The 14,583-nt window shown below is 71.4% G+C and carries 14 protein-coding genes; 5 read left to right on the top strand and 9 right to left on the bottom strand.

Going from position 1 to position 14,583, the window contains the following annotated elements; all coding sequences use genetic code 11:
- Positions 1 to 19: 19 nt before the first annotated feature.
- Positions 20 to 262, bottom strand: coding sequence for a MoaD/ThiS family protein (locus AERO9AM_RS16510; protein ID WP_159577130.1), 243 nt, complete (start codon positions 260 to 262; stop codon positions 20 to 22).
- Positions 263 to 353: 91 nt separating this feature from the next.
- Here AERO9AM_RS16510 and AERO9AM_RS16505 point away from each other — a divergent pair, with 91 nt between their 5' ends.
- A complete protein-coding gene (locus AERO9AM_RS16505) occupies positions 354 to 1,493 on the top strand; it encodes a ThiF family adenylyltransferase (RefSeq protein ID WP_159577129.1) in 1,140 nt (379 codons plus the stop codon).
- Positions 1,490 to 1,900, top strand: coding sequence for a molybdenum cofactor biosynthesis protein MoaE (locus AERO9AM_RS16500; protein ID WP_159577128.1), 411 nt, complete (start codon positions 1,490 to 1,492; stop codon positions 1,898 to 1,900). The genes AERO9AM_RS16505 and AERO9AM_RS16500 overlap by 4 nt, the downstream gene beginning before the upstream one ends.
- A 48-nt stretch (positions 1,901 to 1,948) precedes the next feature.
- On the opposite strand, the gene moaA is transcribed toward AERO9AM_RS16500, so the two are convergent.
- From moaA to AERO9AM_RS16475, 5 genes are all read right to left on the bottom strand, one after another.
- Complete coding sequence (gene moaA / locus AERO9AM_RS16495) at positions 1,949 to 3,049, bottom strand: GTP 3',8-cyclase MoaA (protein WP_159577127.1); 1,101 nt, start codon at positions 3,047 to 3,049, stop codon at positions 1,949 to 1,951.
- 221 nt (positions 3,050 to 3,270) lie between these two features.
- A complete protein-coding gene (locus AERO9AM_RS16490; protein ID WP_159577126.1) occupies positions 3,271 to 4,365 on the bottom strand; it encodes an ABC transporter ATP-binding protein in 1,095 nt (364 codons plus the stop codon).
- The gene (locus AERO9AM_RS16485; protein WP_159577125.1) at positions 4,362 to 5,165 is read right to left on the bottom strand and encodes an ABC transporter permease; all 804 of its coding nucleotides are present in this window, start codon (positions 5,163 to 5,165) and stop codon (positions 4,362 to 4,364) included. Before AERO9AM_RS16485 ends, AERO9AM_RS16490 begins: the two co-directional genes overlap by 4 nt.
- The gene (modA, locus tag AERO9AM_RS16480) at positions 5,162 to 5,986 is read right to left on the bottom strand and encodes a molybdate ABC transporter substrate-binding protein (protein ID WP_159577124.1); all 825 of its coding nucleotides are present in this window, start codon (positions 5,984 to 5,986) and stop codon (positions 5,162 to 5,164) included. The genes AERO9AM_RS16485 and modA overlap by 4 nt, the downstream gene beginning before the upstream one ends.
- A 2-nt stretch (positions 5,987 to 5,988) precedes the next feature.
- Complete coding sequence (locus AERO9AM_RS16475; protein ID WP_159577123.1) at positions 5,989 to 6,387, bottom strand: TOBE domain-containing protein; 399 nt, start codon at positions 6,385 to 6,387, stop codon at positions 5,989 to 5,991.
- 245 nt (positions 6,388 to 6,632) lie between these two features.
- Between AERO9AM_RS16475 and AERO9AM_RS16470 the strand changes: the two genes are divergently transcribed.
- The 3 genes from AERO9AM_RS16470 to AERO9AM_RS16460 all read left to right on the top strand — a co-directional run bounded on the left by AERO9AM_RS16470 (position 6,633) and on the right by AERO9AM_RS16460 (position 9,329).
- Entirely contained in the window at positions 6,633 to 7,199 is a 567-nt protein-coding gene (locus AERO9AM_RS16470; RefSeq protein ID WP_159577122.1) for a nucleoside deaminase, read from the top strand.
- A gap of 26 nt (positions 7,200 to 7,225) precedes the next feature.
- Positions 7,226 to 8,755 carry an NCS2 family permease gene (locus tag AERO9AM_RS16465; protein WP_159577121.1) on the top strand — a complete coding sequence of 510 codons (1,530 nt, stop codon included), beginning with the start codon at positions 7,226 to 7,228 and terminating at the stop codon, positions 8,753 to 8,755.
- Between the two features lie 73 nt (positions 8,756 to 8,828).
- Positions 8,829 to 9,329, top strand: coding sequence for a tetratricopeptide repeat protein (locus tag AERO9AM_RS16460; protein WP_159577120.1), 501 nt, complete (start codon positions 8,829 to 8,831; stop codon positions 9,327 to 9,329).
- A 115-nt stretch (positions 9,330 to 9,444) separates the two neighbouring features.
- Here the strand turns inward: AERO9AM_RS16460 and xdhC are convergent, their stop codons facing one another.
- The 3 genes from xdhC to AERO9AM_RS16445 form a co-directional block, all read right to left on the bottom strand.
- Complete coding sequence (xdhC, locus tag AERO9AM_RS16455) at positions 9,445 to 10,287, bottom strand: xanthine dehydrogenase accessory protein XdhC (protein ID WP_159577119.1); 843 nt, start codon at positions 10,285 to 10,287, stop codon at positions 9,445 to 9,447.
- A gap of 71 nt (positions 10,288 to 10,358) precedes the next feature.
- Complete coding sequence (gene xdhB, locus AERO9AM_RS16450; RefSeq protein WP_159577118.1) at positions 10,359 to 12,746, bottom strand: xanthine dehydrogenase molybdopterin binding subunit; 2,388 nt, start codon at positions 12,744 to 12,746, stop codon at positions 10,359 to 10,361.
- Positions 12,743 to 14,329 (bottom strand): xanthine dehydrogenase small subunit, encoded by a 1,587-nt coding sequence (locus tag AERO9AM_RS16445; protein ID WP_159577117.1) that lies wholly within the window; start codon positions 14,327 to 14,329, stop codon positions 12,743 to 12,745. The genes xdhB and AERO9AM_RS16445 overlap by 4 nt, the downstream gene beginning before the upstream one ends.
- Positions 14,330 to 14,583 lie beyond the last annotated feature (254 nt).

Raw genomic sequence — 14,583 nt, 5'->3', positions numbered from 1 at the left:
GCGGATCGGGACGCCGGGGTCAGCCGCCCGCGAACGGGGGCAGGATGTCGACGGTGGCGCCGAGGCGTCGGTCGTCGTCGCGGCTGACCGTGCCGTCGACGAGGAAGGACCCCGACCGCAGCACCTTGGCCATGGGTTCGCCGTAGCGCTCCAGCAGCTCCGCGCGCAGGGCGCCGAGCGTGCCCTGCACGGTCAGCTGCTCCTGGTCGCGCCCGGCCGCGTCGGCGGCGGCCGCGAAGTAGCGCACGGTGATAGTGGTCATGACCTCAATGTAACCCGTATCGCGGAAATCAGCATCCGCATCCTGGAAAAAAGATCGTCCGGCGGGAGGATCCCCGCTTACACTCGATCCTATGATCGCGCTCGTCGAGCCGGGGCCGGAACTTCCGCCCGAACGGATCGCCCGGTACAGCCGTCAGCTCATGCTGCCGGGGTTCGGCGAGGCCGCGCAGCGCCGCCTCGCGGCGGCCCGGGTGCTCGTGATCGGCGCGGGTGGCCTCGGCAGTGCTCTCGTCCCGGCGCTGGCCGGCAGCGGCGTCGGAACGATCGGCGTGATCGACGACGACGTCGTGGAGTTCTCCAACCTGCACCGGCAGCTCAGTCACGGCATGGACGACATCGGCCGGTCGAAGGTCGGCTCGCTCGCCGACACCGTGCGCGACATCGACCCGGGCATCCTGGTGCGCCCGTACCGGGAGCGCGCGAGCGCGGAGACCCTGCCCGCGATCCTCTCCGAATACGACCTGCTCGTCGACGGCAGCGACAACTTCCCCACCCGCTACCTCGCCGACGACGCCGCACGGCTGGCCGGCAAGCCCCTGGTCTGGGGCTCGATCCTGCGATTCCAGGGTCAGGTCGGGGTGTCGGTGCCGGAGGTCGGCTTCCGGGATCTGTTCCCCGTTCCGCCGGATCCGGACGAGGTGCTGTCCTGCGAACTCGGCGGGGTGCTGGCGAGCCTGTGTACCGCCATCGGGTCCTTCATGGCCACCGAGGTGGTCAAACTGCTCACCGGCATCGGCGAGCCGCTCATCGGACGGGTGCTGTTCTACGACGCGCTCACGGCGCGCACGAGGGAGATCGCGTACGAGCGGGCGGCCGATGCGGATCCGGTCACCGAGCTCGTCGACTACGAGCTGTTCTGCGGACTGGGTTCCACTGGCGCCGGCGCCCGCGATGAGACGCCGAGTGTCTCTGCGGCCGAGGTGCTGCGGCTGCAGCGCGAGGGCGGCGTGCGGCTGCTCGACGTGCGCGAGCCGCACGAGATCGCGCTGCGGGGGATCCCGGGTGCGGCGGCGCTGCCGCTCGGCGCCCTCGCGGCCGGCGAGGATCCGCAGGTCGCGGGCGGACCGCTCGTTGTGTTCTGCGAGAAGGATCCGCGGTCGCAGCGGGCGGTGCGCGTGCTGCGCGGGCGCGGCATCGACGCGCGCTATCTCGCGGGCGGGATCGGGGCTTACGTCGCCGTGGGCGGCAGGACGGAGGGCGCCGGCGCATGAGCGAGCGCGCGATCATCAGCGACCAGCCGCTCGACGAGGCGGTCATCCGTGCCGCGGTCGGGGACGCGGCGCACGGGGCGACCGTCATGTTCTGCGGCGTCGTGCGCGACCACGACGGCGGGCAGGCGGTGCGTTCGCTCGACTACCGGGCGCATCCCGACGCGGAGCGGTTCCTCGAGGAGATCGTCGAGCGCGTGGCTGCCGAGACGGGCCTGCGCGTCGCGGCGGCGCACCGGGTCGGCGACCTGCGGATCGGCGACGTGGCGCTGTTCGCCGCGGCCTCGGCCGGGCATCGCAAGGAGGCGTTCGACGCGTGCGAGCGGCTCGTCGAGGAGATCAAGCGCGGCGTGCCGATCTGGAAGCGCCAGCACTACGCCGACGGCGTGTCGGAGTGGGTCGGCCTCTGAGGAGCAACGTCCCTCGTCTCGCTGCGCTCGCTCAAGAACCTGCGCACCTCAGCCGCCGATGTAGCTCATCTCGATGCGGCGGCGGTCGGCGCGCAGCTCCGGGGTGAGGCTGGAGCGGATCTCGGAGTAGCGGTCATCGCGGACGCCCCAGATCCGCGCGAGGGTTGCGGTGAGTTCGGTGTCGTCGGCGCCGCCGCGCAGCAGGGCGCGCAGGTCGTGGCCCTCCGTCGCGAACAGGCAGGTGAACAGTCGGCCCTCCGTGGAGAGCCGGGCGCGATTGCAGGTGCCGCAGAACGCATTGGTGACCGAGGAGATCACGCCGATCTCTCCGCCGCCGTCGATGTAGCGCCAGCGCTTCGCCGTCTCGCCAGGGGCGGCGGGCGCTGCGGGTTCCAACGGGAAGCGGGCGTCGATCGTCGCCACGACCTCGGCCGACGGCACGACCTCGTCGAGGCTCCAGCCGTTCGTGGCGCCGACGTCCATGTACTCGATGAAGCGCAGGACGTGCCCGGTCCCGCGGAAGTGCTCGGCCAGGTTCAGGATCTCGCCGTCGTTGACCCCGCGCTTGACCACCGTGTTGAGCTTGACCGGCATGCCGGCGGCCTGCGCGGCGTCGATGCCGTGCAGCACGCGCGCGACCGGGAACTCCACATCGTTCATGCGACGGAACAGGTCGTCGTCGAGGGAGTCGATCGACACCGTGACCCGGTCGACGCCCGCCGCCTTGAGCGCTTCCGCCTTGACGGCGAGGGCGGATCCGTTGGTGGTGAGGGCGATCTCCGGTTTGGATCCGTCGAGCGTGCGCAGTGCGGCGAGTCGGGCGACGAGGTCTTCGATGCCGCGGCGCAGCAGCGGCTCGCCGCCGGTGAGGCGCAGTTTCCGGACGCCGTTCGCGAGCGCGGCGCGCGCGATGCGCTCGATCTCCTCGAACGTCAGCAGTTCATGCCGTTCGAGGAATGCGTAGTCGCGGCCGAACACCTCGCGCGGCATGCAGTACACGCAGCGGAAGTTGCAGCGGTCGGTCACGGAGATCCGAAGGTCGCGCAGAGGCCGGTCGCGGGTGTCGAGCACGCCCGTGGACGGCAGCCGCCGGGCACCGGCGCGCGACGCGGCGGCGTGGGCGTCATGGGCGCGCGGCGTGGGCGACATGGGTCGGCCTCCTTTCGAGGGGCAACCGTAGCACCGGCGCGGGTGAGCAGGATCCGAACGGCGTCTTCGATGGCCGTTGAGCGACGACGCGCGCAGCGCGACGGAGACGAAACGCGGTGAACTCGCAAGAGCACCGCGTTTCGTCTCGCTGCGCTCGCTCAGGCGCCGGCGACCGCTTCCCGGTCCCTGAGCGAGGAGCGCAGCGACGAGGCGAAGGGCGCTCAGCGGTCGCAGGGCGCCTCGACGCGGAGGGACACGTCGGCCTCCGCGACGCGGAAGGTGAGAAGCTGCCCGGGGTGCAGGCCGAGCGCGACCGCGTGCGTCGACGGGCAGTCCACGGCGATCTCGGGATGCTCCGCGGTGTGCAGCCGGATCCCGCCGGGGATCGGATCCAACTGCGCGATGCGGCCGGTCCACTCGTTCGCAACGGCTGCGGCATCCTCCGGCGCCGCCACCTCCACCCGCACCGATCCGGGTGAGAACACGGCCGTGGCCGCCTGGCCTGCGCCTGGCGCCTCGCCGTGACCGCGGAGCGCGAGCCCGCCGGCCGCCCGCACGCCGCCGTCGCCGGTGCCGACCGCCTCGAGCCGGTTCACCCCGACGAGCGCGGCGACGAACTCCGACCGCGGGTGGCCGAGCACCTCGGCGGTACGGCCGGCCTGCACCACGGCGCCGTCGTGCATGACGAGCGTGCGCGCCGCCAGGATCAGCGCGTCCATGGGGTCGTGCGTGACGAGCACGATCGGGAGGGGACGGTCGCCGGCGCCCACCTGCGCGGCGATGAGCCGCCGGGCCTGAGCGGCAGAGGGCGCGTCGAGCGCCGCGAACGGCTCGTCGAGCAGCAGCGCGTCGGGCTCGGAGGCCAGCGCACGCGCGATCGCCGCACGCTGCTGCTGCCCGCCGGACAACTCGCCCGGGCGACGCGCGGCCAGGCCGTCCAGGCCGACCTCCTCCAGCCGGCGCTCGGCACGACGGTGGGCCTCGGCGCGCGACATCCCTTGCGCACGAGGCCCGAACGCCACGTTCTCGCGCACGCTCAGGTGCGGGAACAGCAGCGGACGCTGTCCGAGCAGTGCGATCCGCCGTCGTGCGGGCGGCACGTGCGTCGGACGGGCGGATCCGCGACCCGGGGCATCGAGCACCCGCCCGGCGACCTCGACCGTCCCGGTTGCGGGCAGGAACCCCGCGACCGCGTTCAGGAGCGTGGACTTGCCGGATCCGTTCGGGCCGATCACCGCCAGGATCTCGCCCGGATCCGCCTCGAACGCGGCGGAGAGCGCGAAGCCGCCGCGACGGGCGCTCAGGTCCACCCTCATCGCACGGCCCCCGGACGCCAGCCCCGCACGAGCACCAGCGCGGCGATGGCGACGAGGATCAGCATGAGCGAGAGCGCGATCGCCGTGTCCTCCTCGACGCCTGCGCCGTTGAACGCGGTGTAGATCGCCAGCGGCATGGTGCGGGTGACGCCCGCCGCGTTGCCCGCGAACAGCGCCGTCGCGCCGAACTCGCCGAGAGCGCGCGCGAAGCAGAGCACGGTACCCGCGACGAGTCCGGGGGCGGCGAGCGGCAGGGTCACCCGGCGGAACACCGTGAACCGGCTCGCGCCGAGGCCGGCGGCCACGTGCTCGTGCTCCGTGCCGATCGCGCGCAGGGCGCCCTCGATCGAGATCACCAGGAACGGCAGCGCCACGAACGCCTGCGCGATCACCACGGCGGCGGTCGTGAAGGGGATCTGGATCCCGAAGGCCCCCAGGGCGCCGCCGAGCAGACCGGTCCGGCCGAACAGGGCGAGCAGCGCGATGCCGCCGACGAGGGGCGGCAGCACCAGAGGCAGCGTGGTCAGGGTGCGCAGCACGGCCGCGAGCCAGGTGGGGCTGCGGGCGATCGCGACCGCGAGGGGCACGCCGAGCAGCGCGCAGACGGCGGTGGCGATCGTCGCGGTGAGCAGCGAGAGCCCGAGCGCCTGCAGTGCGGCGGGCGACGTGACGGCCGCGGGCACGGCCGCCCAGTCCAGCCGCACCAGCAGCGCGACGAACGGCAGCACGAGCAGCGCCACCGCGACGAGGGTCGGGATCAGCACCCACGTCGGCAGCCCCTCGCCGCGCCGCTGCGTCATCGCCCGCCGAACCCGAGATCGGTGAGGATCTTCTGGCCCTTCTCCGACAGCACGAACTCCTGGAACGCGGCCGCCGCGTCCGGGTTCTTCGCCGTCGTCAGCACCGTGATGGGGTACTGGTTCACGGCCCGGTCCGCGTCGGGGATCTCGATCCCGGTGACGGCGGATCCGGCCGCCTTGACGTCGGTCGTGTAGACGAGGCCCGCGTCCGCCTCGCCGGCCTTGACCTTGGCGAGCACGGCGGTGACGTTCTGCTCTTCGCTGACCGGCGTGACGGCCACTCCGGCGTCGCCGAGCAGCGTCTTCGCCGCGCTGCCGCAGGGCACGGCTGGAGCGCACAGCACGACCTTGAGTCCCGGGGCGGCGAGGGATGCGAGGTCCTTCACCTTCCGCGGATTGCCGGGGGCGACGGCGATCTGCAGCACGTTCGTGGTGAACACCTCCGTGGCCCCCGCGAGCCGGGCCTGGATGATCTTGTCCATGTTCTTCAGGTCGGCCGAGGCGAACACGTCGGCGGGGGCGCCCTCGAGGATCTGCGTCGCGAGGGTCGAGGATCCGTCGTAGGTGATCGGGCGCACGTGCACCCGGGGATTCTCGTGCTCGAACCTGGCGGCGATCTCATCGAACGCCTTGCTCAGCGACGCGGCGGCGAACACGGTGAGCTCGCCGTGGGGGGCGGGGCGGACGGTGATGCTCGTCCGGCCGGTCGGCGTGGCCGAGGGGCTCGGTGCCGGGGAGGTGGTCCCGGAGCAGGCCGTGAGGGCGAGAACCGTCAGGAGGCCGGCGACGAGGGCCGACAGCCGCAGCCGGGTGCCGGCCATGCTCAGGCCCTCTCGGCTTCGATGATCATCATGGTGGCCTTCGTCACGGCGACGGCTTTGCTGCCGACCTCGAGCCCCAGCTCCTCCGCGGCCTCCGCGCTCATCAGCGACACGATGCGATGCGGCCCGCTCTGCAGCTCGACCTGGGCCATCAGTCCGTCCACCCGCACGGCCGTCACGAGGCCGACGAAACGGTTGCGCGCGCTGCGCACCACGTCGTCGCCCGGATCCGGTTCGCTCGCGAGCGCCTGGGCGCGTTCGGCCAGCTCCGCGCCCGGCACGACCTGGTGCCCGGTCGCGTCGGTGGAGAGCGTCAGGATGCCGTCGGCAGCCCAACGGCGCACGGTGTCGTCACTGACCCCCAGCAGACTCGCTGCCTCGCGGATCCGAAAATGCGTCATGACGATGACAATAGCGCCGCAGATGCGGTCCAACAACCGCGGATCCCGCATTACGGAATGACGATTCCGAAAAACCCTGGACCGGAGACGGGAACGCTGTTACTGTCGACCCCAGCCTGACGCCGCATCAACGGCCGACGGCGGGATGACAACCTAGCGGTTCGACGTACTTATCTCGAGGGACGGCCCGACTCCGGGGCCCGACCGGAAGCCGTATCACTGCGACGACAGCAAGGAAGCTCTCCATGACCAGCACCCCCGTGCCCCCGAACGGCAGTGCGCCCGCGGAAGCCGGCGCATCCTCCCTCGCTGAGGAGACCGCGCCGATCGCCGGGATCACCCCGGCGGAGTATCTCGCCCGGGCGGTCGCCCTCGCCACGGACAACGTCCGCAACGCCGGCGGCCCGTTCGGCGCCATCGTCGTCTCGGCGGACGGCCGGGTGTTCGAGGGCGTCAACCGCGTCACCGCGAACCTCGACCCCTCGGCGCACGCCGAGGTGACCGCGATCCGCAACGCGTGCCAGCAGCTCGGCACGTTCGACCTCGCCGGCTGCACGCTCTACACGAGCTGCGAGCCGTGCCCGATGTGCCTCGCCACGTCGCTGTGGGCGCGCATCGACCGGGTCTACTTCGCGGCCGACCGCGACGACGCCGCGGACGCCGGGTTCGACGACGCGCTGTTCTACCGCTACTTCGAGGGCGGCCCGGAGGATCGGGCGATCATGCCCGTGACCGACATCACCCTGCCGGCGGAGGAGCGCGTGGCGCCCTTCACCGAGTGGAGCCGCAACACCACCCGCATCGAGTACTGACCGAATCCGAAGACCAGGAGCAGACAATGACGTCGCACACTCCCACCCCTGAAGCCGAAGGCTCCCCGGAGCGCTCGCCGTTCTCCCGCACCGCGCAGAACCTGCCCCCGCTGAAGACCGGCACCAGCACCACGGTCGACGCCGAACCGCGCAACGCGGTCGACCGGTTCTTCGAGATCACGCGGCGCGGATCCACGATCGGCCGCGAGGTGCGCGGCGGCATCGTGACCTTCGTCACGATGGCCTACATCGTCATCCTCAACCCGCTGATCCTCGGCGGCACGAAGGATGTCGCGCAGCATGCACTCGACGCCGCCCAGATCGGCGCCGCCACAGGCCTCACCGCAGGAGTGATGACGATCCTGTTCGGCGTGATCGCACGGCTCCCGTTCGCGCTCGCCGCGGGCCTGGGCATCAACTCCTTCCTCGCCGTCTCGGTGGTCGGCCAGGTCACCTGGCAGGAGGCCATGGGGCTGGTCGTGATCAACGGCGTGCTGATCGTGCTGTTCGGAGCCACCGGCATCCGGACCGCGATCTTCAAGGCCGTGCCGCAGCCGCTCAAGGCCGCGATCACCGTGGGCATCGGCCTCTTCATCGCCTTCATCGGCTTCGTCGACTCCGGCTTCGTGAACCGCACGCCCGCCGGTCCGCCGGTGCAGCTCGGCGACGGCGGATCCATCACGTCGGTGCCCACTCTGATCTTCCTGCTCGGCGTCGTCGTCATCGCGATCCTCGTGGCCCGCAAGGTGCCCGGGGGGATCCTGATCGGCATCGTGGCGACCACAATCGTCGCGCTCATCGCGCAGGCGGTTCTGCACCTGGGGCCGTCGGTGAAGGATCCGAACGGCTGGCACATGACGATCCCGCAGCTGCCGAGCACGTGGGTGACAGTGCCCGACTTCGGGCTGGTCGGCCAGTTCGACCTGTTCGGCGCCTTCGGCCGCATCGGCGCGCTTTCGGCCACGATGCTCGTGTTCACCCTCGTGTTCTCGAACTTCTTCGACGCCATGGGCACCATGACCGGGCTCGCCAAGAACGCAGGCCTCGCCTACAAGGACGGCACGTTCCCGCGCCTGCGCTCCGCGTTCGTCGTGGAGGGCTTCGGCGCCGTCGCCGGCGGCGTGACCTCGACCTCGTCGAACACGGTCTACGTCGACAGCGCCTCCGGCATCGGCGAGGGCGCCCGCACCGGACTCGCCTCGCTCGTGGTGGGCGCGCTGTTCCTACTGTCGATGTTCGTCACGCCGCTCACCCTGGTCGTGCCGATCGAGGTCGGATCCGCCGCGCTCGTCGTCGTCGGCGCGATGATGATGGCGCAGATCCGCGAGATCACCTTCGACACGTTCGCGGTCGCACTGCCGGCGTTCCTCACCATCGTCACCATGCCGCTGACGTACTCGATCGCGAACGGCATCGGCGTCGGCTTCATCTCCTGGGCGCTCGTGAACGCGCTCTCCGGCAGGGCGCGCAAGGTGCACTGGCTGATGTGGGTGGTCGCCGCGGGCTTCGCGCTGTACTTCGTGCGCGGCCCGGTGGAGCAGCTGCTCGGGCACTGAGGCTCGTGCCTGATCCCCCGGTCCCGTGTTTCGGACCGGGGGATCCTGCATCGACGGCGGTTAGCGTGGATCCATGACCGACCCCGAACTGCGCGCCCGGCTGGACGCGATCTTCGCCGCGCGGGACCGCTCGCACATGGCGCCGACCATCGCGGCCTTCCTCGCGGTGCTCGAGGAGCATCCCGACGATCCCGGCGTGCTCTACGAGGTCGGGGGCGCCTTCGACACCGACGGCCAGGAGGAGATCGCGCTGGGCTACTACCGTCGCGCGATGGCCGCGGGCCTGGAGGGGCGCTGGCTGCGGCAGTGCTATCTGCAGTACGGAAGCACGCTGCGCAACCTCGGTCGTCTCGACGAGAGTCTCGCCGCGTTCGACGAGGGCCTCGCACGGTTCCCCGAATCGGAGTCGCTCGGCCTGTTCCGCGCGCTCACCCTGCACGCGATGGGACGGCCCAGCGCAGCGCTCGGCGCGGTGCTCACCGTGGTGGCCGACCGCTTCCCGACCGCGCAGGTGCAGCGCTACGAGGCCGCGCTCCGGGGCAATGCCGCCTACCTCGCGTCCCTGGAGGCCTGAGACGGCGCAGGGCCAGGTCGCCGGGCGCTGAGCTCGTCGAAGCGTCCGATCCGTGGATCCGGGCCCTTCGACAAGCGCAGGGACCGGATACTCCGCTCCCCATCCGCGCAACCTCTTAGCCCGTGCGCGGCTGCTCTGCGACGGCGGCCTCGTCGATGAGCTGCAGGATCCGGGCGGCGACGCTCACCGCGATCACGGCGGGCTGCTTGCCGGAGACCTCCGGGATCCCGATCGGCGTCGTCACGCGGGCGAGGTCGTCGTCGGTCTGACCCAGCTCGTGCAGCTTCTTGCGGAACCGCGCCCATTTCGAGGCGGAACCGATCAGGCCGATGGATCCGAGGTCCGCCGTGCGCAGAGCCTGGTCGACGATCGCGAGGTCCTCGACGTGGTCGTGCGTCATGACGAGCACGTGCGCGCCGGGGGTGAGATCGGCGAGCGCGGACTCGGGAACCGGGGCGTGCACCACGCGCACCCGGGCGACCGCGTCGCCGAGCACCCCGCTGCGGCCGGGGATCCCGATCCGCTCCTCCGCGAGCATCTCCTCCCGGGAGTCGACGAGCGTGAGCTCGAGCTCGTGGCGGGCGAGGATGCGCGCCAGCTCGAGACCGACATGGCCGAGGCCGAACACCGCGACGGCCGGGGTGACCCGGATCGGCTCCAGCAGCATGGTGACCTCTCCTCCGCAGCACTGCACGCCGTACTCCGTCACGGCCTTGTCGCTGAGCGTCAGCGCGAGCAGCTCGGGCTCGGCGGTGCCGGCCGACAGCATCCGCCGCGCCTGCTCGATCGCGGTCTGCTCGAGGTTTCCCCCGCCGACAGTGCCGTGCACGGCGTCGGGGGAGACCACCATCTTCGCGCCGCCGTTGCGCGGGGCGTGCCCGCGCACGGTCGCCAGGGTCACGATCACCGCGGGGATCCGCCGCGACCGCAGCTCCTGCAGCGCGTCCAGCCAGTCCATCGATGTTCCTCGTGTCGCGGACGTTTCGTCTCGGTCGCCTGCGGCGTCCTCGCTCAACGACCGGTGGTGGATCAGTCGGCGGCGACCGCCGCCAGGGCGTGAGCACCCGCACCGGCGGTGCTCTGCGGCACTCCCGCCTCCTGTGCGGCGCGCACGGCCCAGAACACGGCCTCGGGCGTCGCCGGCGAGGCCAGCTCGACCGAATGTCCGGTCGGTCCGAACGCGGCCACGGCGTCGCGCAGGGCCTCGCGGGCGCTGAACGCGAGCATGAACGGCGGCTCGCCCACGGCCTTGGATCCGTAGACGGCGCCCTCCTCGCGCGCGTTCTCGAACAGCCGCACGTGGAACTCCTCCGGCATCTCGGAGAAGCTCGGCAGCTTGTACGTCGACGCGGACTGTGTCTGCAGCCGGCCGCGGTGCGGGCCGTCGCTGGTGTCCCAGCGCAGCTCCTCCAGGGTCAGCCAGCCCACACCCTGCACGTAGGCGCCCTCGATCTGGCCGATGTCGAGCATCGGGGAGAGCGAGTCGCCCACGTCGTGGATGATGTCGACGCGGCGCACCCGGTAGGCGCCGGTGAACTCGTCCACCTCGACCTCGGTGGCCGCGGCGCCGTACGCGAAGTACTTGAACGGGGAGCCCTGCATGATCTCCGGGTTCCAGTGCAGGCCCTCGGTGCGGTAGTAGCCCGCGGCGAACAGCTGCACGCGCTGGAAATACGCGGCCTTCACGACCTCGGCGAAGGACAGGCTGCGCGCCGGTGCGGCGAGCGCGGTGACCCGGCCGCCGCCGAAGCGCACATCGCGCTCGTCGACGTCGAGCAGGCGCCCCGCGACCTTCGCCAGGCGCTCCCGGATCTGCTCGCACGCGTTCTTCACGGCACCGCCGTTGAGGTCGGCGCCCGAGGACGCCGCGGTGGCCGACGTGTTCGGCACCTTGTCGGTGCGGGTCGGGGCGAGGCGCACCTGGTGCAGCTCGACGCCGAGCGCGGTCGCCGCGACCTGCAGCATCTTGGTGTGCAGGCCCTGGCCCATCTCGGTGCCGCCGTGGTTGACGAGCACCGAGCCGTCCTTGTAGACGTGCACGAGCGCGCCGGCCTGGTTGAACGCCGCGAAGTTGAACGAGATGCCGAACTTGATCGGCGTCATCGACAGGGCGCGCTTGGTGTGCGGGCTGGTCTCGTTGAACCGGGCGATCTCCGCGCGGCGGGCGGCGACGTCGGCCTCGTCGGAGAGCTGGCCCCAGATCGTCTCCAGCCGGCCGGCATCCTTCACCAGCTGGCCGTAGGGCGTGGTCTGACCGGGCTTGTAGAAGTTGCGCCGGCGCAGCTCGAGCGGATCGACGCCGAGCTTCGGGGCCACCCGGCCCAGGATGTCCTCGATGAGGAAGACGCCCTGCGGGCCGCCGAAGCCGCGGTAGGCGGTGTTCGAGGTCTTGTTCGTCTTCACGATCTGCCCGTACGCGTGCACGTTCGGGATCCAGTAGGAGTTGTCCAGGTGGCAGAGCGCGCGGCCCAGCACCGGCTCGGACAGGTCGATCGACCAGCCGCCGTCGCAGGTCAGGGTGGCGTCCAGCGCCTGCAGCAGGCCGTTCTCGTCGAAACCCACCTTCCACGCGATGTGGAACGGGTGGCGCTTGCCGGTCATCGTGATGTCCTGCGTGCGGTTCAGGCGCAGTCGCACCGGGCGTCCCGTGAGCTTGGCGCCGAGGGCCGCGATCGCCGCGAAGCCGTGCGGCTGCATCTCCTTGCCGCCGAACCCGCCGCCCATGCGCAGGCACTGCACGGTGATCTCGTTCGCCGGGATCCCGAGCACGTGCGAGACCAGATCCTGGGTCTCGGTGGGGTGCTGGGTGGAGCACTGGATGAAGTACTGCCCTTCCGAGTCGCGCATGGCGAACGACGCGTGCGTCTCCAGGTAGAAGTGCTCCTGGCCGCCGAACTCGGTCACGCCCTCGAAGACATGGGCGGATCCGGCGAGGCCGGCAGCCGCGTCGCCGCGCTGCACCGTGCGCGGGGTGCCCTGGAACGACTGGGCGTCGAGGGCGTCCTGGATCGTGATGAGCGAGGGCAGCGGCTCGTACTCCACGGTGACCCGCTCGGCGCCGAGGCGGGCGGCCTCCGGCGTCTCGCCGAGCACCCACACCAGGGCGTGACCGTAGAACATGGCCTCGCTCGGGAAAAGCGGCTCGTCGTTGCGGATGCCGGCGTCGTTGAGGCCCGGCACGTCGTCGGCGGTGAGCACGCGCACCACGCCGGGCACCTCGTAGGCGCCGGACACGTCGACGGTGACCTTGGCGTGCGCGTTGGTGGACTGCACCGGCCAGGCAGTGAGCACGCCGTGGGTGTGCTCGGCGATGTCGTCGGTGTACATCGCCGCGCCGGTGACGTGCAGTGCGGCGCTCTCGTGCGCGGCGCGCAGGCCGACGACGGGGTTCTCCGGGCGGTCGGCGAGAGTGCTCATGCCGACACCTCCTTCGCCTCGAGGGCTGTCTGACTGTAGAGCTTGAGCAGCGATGTGCTCAGCATGTGCGAGCGGTACTCGCTGCTCGCGCGGTGGTCGGACATCGGGGTGCCCTCCCCGCGCAGGATCTCGGCCGCGGCCTTCACCGTCGCGATGTTCCAGGGCTTGCCGATCAGTGCCTCCTCGGTGGCACGGGCGCGCAGCGGCGTGGCGGCGACGCCGCCCAGGCCGATCGTCGCGGACGTGACGATCCCATCGGTGATGTCGAGGGCGAACGCGACGGCGACGCTGGAGATGTCGTCGAAGCGGCGCTTGGCGATCTTGTGGAACGCCGTCGTGGTCGCGAGCGGCAGCGGGATCCGGATGGCCTTGATGAGCTCATCGGGGCGCTTGACGGTCTGCCGGTAGCCGGTGAAGTACTCCGCCAGGTCGACCTCGCGCAGGACGACGCCGGAGGCGTCCTCGGACAGTGACGCGAGCACGACGCTCGCGCGCAGGGCGAGCAGGGCCGGCGGGGTGTCGCCGATCGGGGATCCGGTGCCCAGGTTGCCGCCGAAGGTGCCGCGGTTGCGGATGAGCCGCGAGGCGAACTGCGGGAACAGCTGCGCGAGCAGGGGGATCCGCCCGTCCAGACGCCTCTCGACCTCGGAGAGGGGGAGGGCGGCGCCGATCTCGACCGCGTCGTCGCCGACCGTGAGCGTGCGCAGCTCCGGCAGCTGCTCGATGGCGACGACGAGCGGGGCGCGCCGGCCGCGGATGTTGACCTCGACGCCCCAGTCGGTGGATCCGGCGACGAGCAGCGCATCCTTCTCGTCGTGCAGGATCCGCAGCGCCTCGGCGAGCGTCGCGGGCCGGACGAAGCGCACCCCGTCGATCTCCGCGTCGGTGGCGACCGGCTGAGGGGCCGGCTGCGCGAGGCGCTGCTGCAGCGGGTCGTCCGCGTCGGGCGAGCCGAGTCCGTACGCGGCGTCGCGGATGGGGCGGTAGCCGGTGCAGCGGCAGAGATTGCCGCTCAGGGCGTGCAGGTCGAAGCCGTTCGGCCCGTGCTCGGGGTCGTGGACCGGGCACGTGTCGGTCGCTGAGCCCGCGTCGGTCGCTGAGCCTGTCAACGCCTCGGTCGCTGAGCCTGTCAACGCCTCGGTCGCTGAGCCTGTCAACGCCTTGGTCGCTGAGCCTGTCGAAGCGTCCGCGACCGCCGTGCGATCGGCACGGTAGTACTCGCCGGCCATGCTGCATGCGAAGCCGGGAGTGCAGTAGCCGCACTGCGAGCTGCCGGCTTCCGCGAGCTTGGCCTGCACCGGGTGCAGCTCTTCGGGGGATCCGAGCCCCTCGGCCGTGACGACCTCCTGGCCGTCCAGCGCGTACACCGGCACGAGGCAGGCGTTGACGGGGGTCCATGCGGTGCCGCCATCGGCGGTCGGCGTGGCCAGCAGCATCGCGCAGGCGCCGCACTCGCCTTCGGCGCAGCCCTCCTTGCTTCCGGAGAGTCCGACGTCGCGCAGCCAGTCCAGCGCGGTGGTGTGCGCGGGCGTTCCGGCGAGCGGGCGCTGCTGTCCGTTGACGGTGACGGCGATCTCGGTCATGCGAATCTCCTCGATTCCGGCGACAGTGTGCGGAGCGGCTCGGGCCCTGCCTCTGTGAGACGGAGCCTAGGCCCGAAGGCCTCCGCGTGGGATGTTTCTCCTTGTTGAGAGGAGCGCAACGCTGTGTGGTCAGGCGTCGTCGCCTCGGCCTTACCGCCAGTAGATTCGCGCTGTTTCCGAAATACGGAATCCGTGTTCCGAAAACATCGACAGCCTAAGGCGGCGGAAAGGGAACCGTCAAGAGGAGGGGAACG

It is taken from the genome of Microbacterium sp. 8M (assembly GCF_902506375.1).
GTDB lineage: Bacteria > Actinomycetota > Actinomycetes > Actinomycetales > Microbacteriaceae > Microbacterium.
Note: the sequence above shows the minus strand (reverse complement) of the source record. Positions and strands in the feature narration are given on the sequence as shown.

Coding starts and splice junctions, on each gene's coding strand:
- AERO9AM_RS16510 (WP_159577130.1), bottom strand. CDS start 262: ATGACCACTATCACCGTGCGCTACTTCGCGGCCGCCGCCGACGCGGCC.
- AERO9AM_RS16505 (WP_159577129.1), top strand. CDS start 354: ATGATCGCGCTCGTCGAGCCGGGGCCGGAACTTCCGCCCGAACGGATC.
- AERO9AM_RS16500 (WP_159577128.1), top strand. CDS start 1,490: ATGAGCGAGCGCGCGATCATCAGCGACCAGCCGCTCGACGAGGCGGTC.
- moaA (WP_159577127.1), bottom strand. CDS start 3,049: ATGTCGCCCACGCCGCGCGCCCATGACGCCCACGCCGCCGCGTCGCGC.
- AERO9AM_RS16490 (WP_159577126.1), bottom strand. CDS start 4,365: ATGAGGGTGGACCTGAGCGCCCGTCGCGGCGGCTTCGCGCTCTCCGCC.
- AERO9AM_RS16485 (WP_159577125.1), bottom strand. CDS start 5,165: ATGACGCAGCGGCGCGGCGAGGGGCTGCCGACGTGGGTGCTGATCCCG.
- modA (WP_159577124.1), bottom strand. CDS start 5,986: ATGGCCGGCACCCGGCTGCGGCTGTCGGCCCTCGTCGCCGGCCTCCTG.
- AERO9AM_RS16475 (WP_159577123.1), bottom strand. CDS start 6,387: ATGACGCATTTTCGGATCCGCGAGGCAGCGAGTCTGCTGGGGGTCAGT.
- AERO9AM_RS16470 (WP_159577122.1), top strand. CDS start 6,633: ATGACCAGCACCCCCGTGCCCCCGAACGGCAGTGCGCCCGCGGAAGCC.
- AERO9AM_RS16465 (WP_159577121.1), top strand. CDS start 7,226: ATGACGTCGCACACTCCCACCCCTGAAGCCGAAGGCTCCCCGGAGCGC.
- AERO9AM_RS16460 (WP_159577120.1), top strand. CDS start 8,829: ATGACCGACCCCGAACTGCGCGCCCGGCTGGACGCGATCTTCGCCGCG.
- xdhC (WP_159577119.1), bottom strand. CDS start 10,287: ATGGACTGGCTGGACGCGCTGCAGGAGCTGCGGTCGCGGCGGATCCCC.
- xdhB (WP_159577118.1), bottom strand. CDS start 12,746: ATGAGCACTCTCGCCGACCGCCCGGAGAACCCCGTCGTCGGCCTGCGC.
- AERO9AM_RS16445 (WP_159577117.1), bottom strand. CDS start 14,329: ATGACCGAGATCGCCGTCACCGTCAACGGACAGCAGCGCCCGCTCGCC.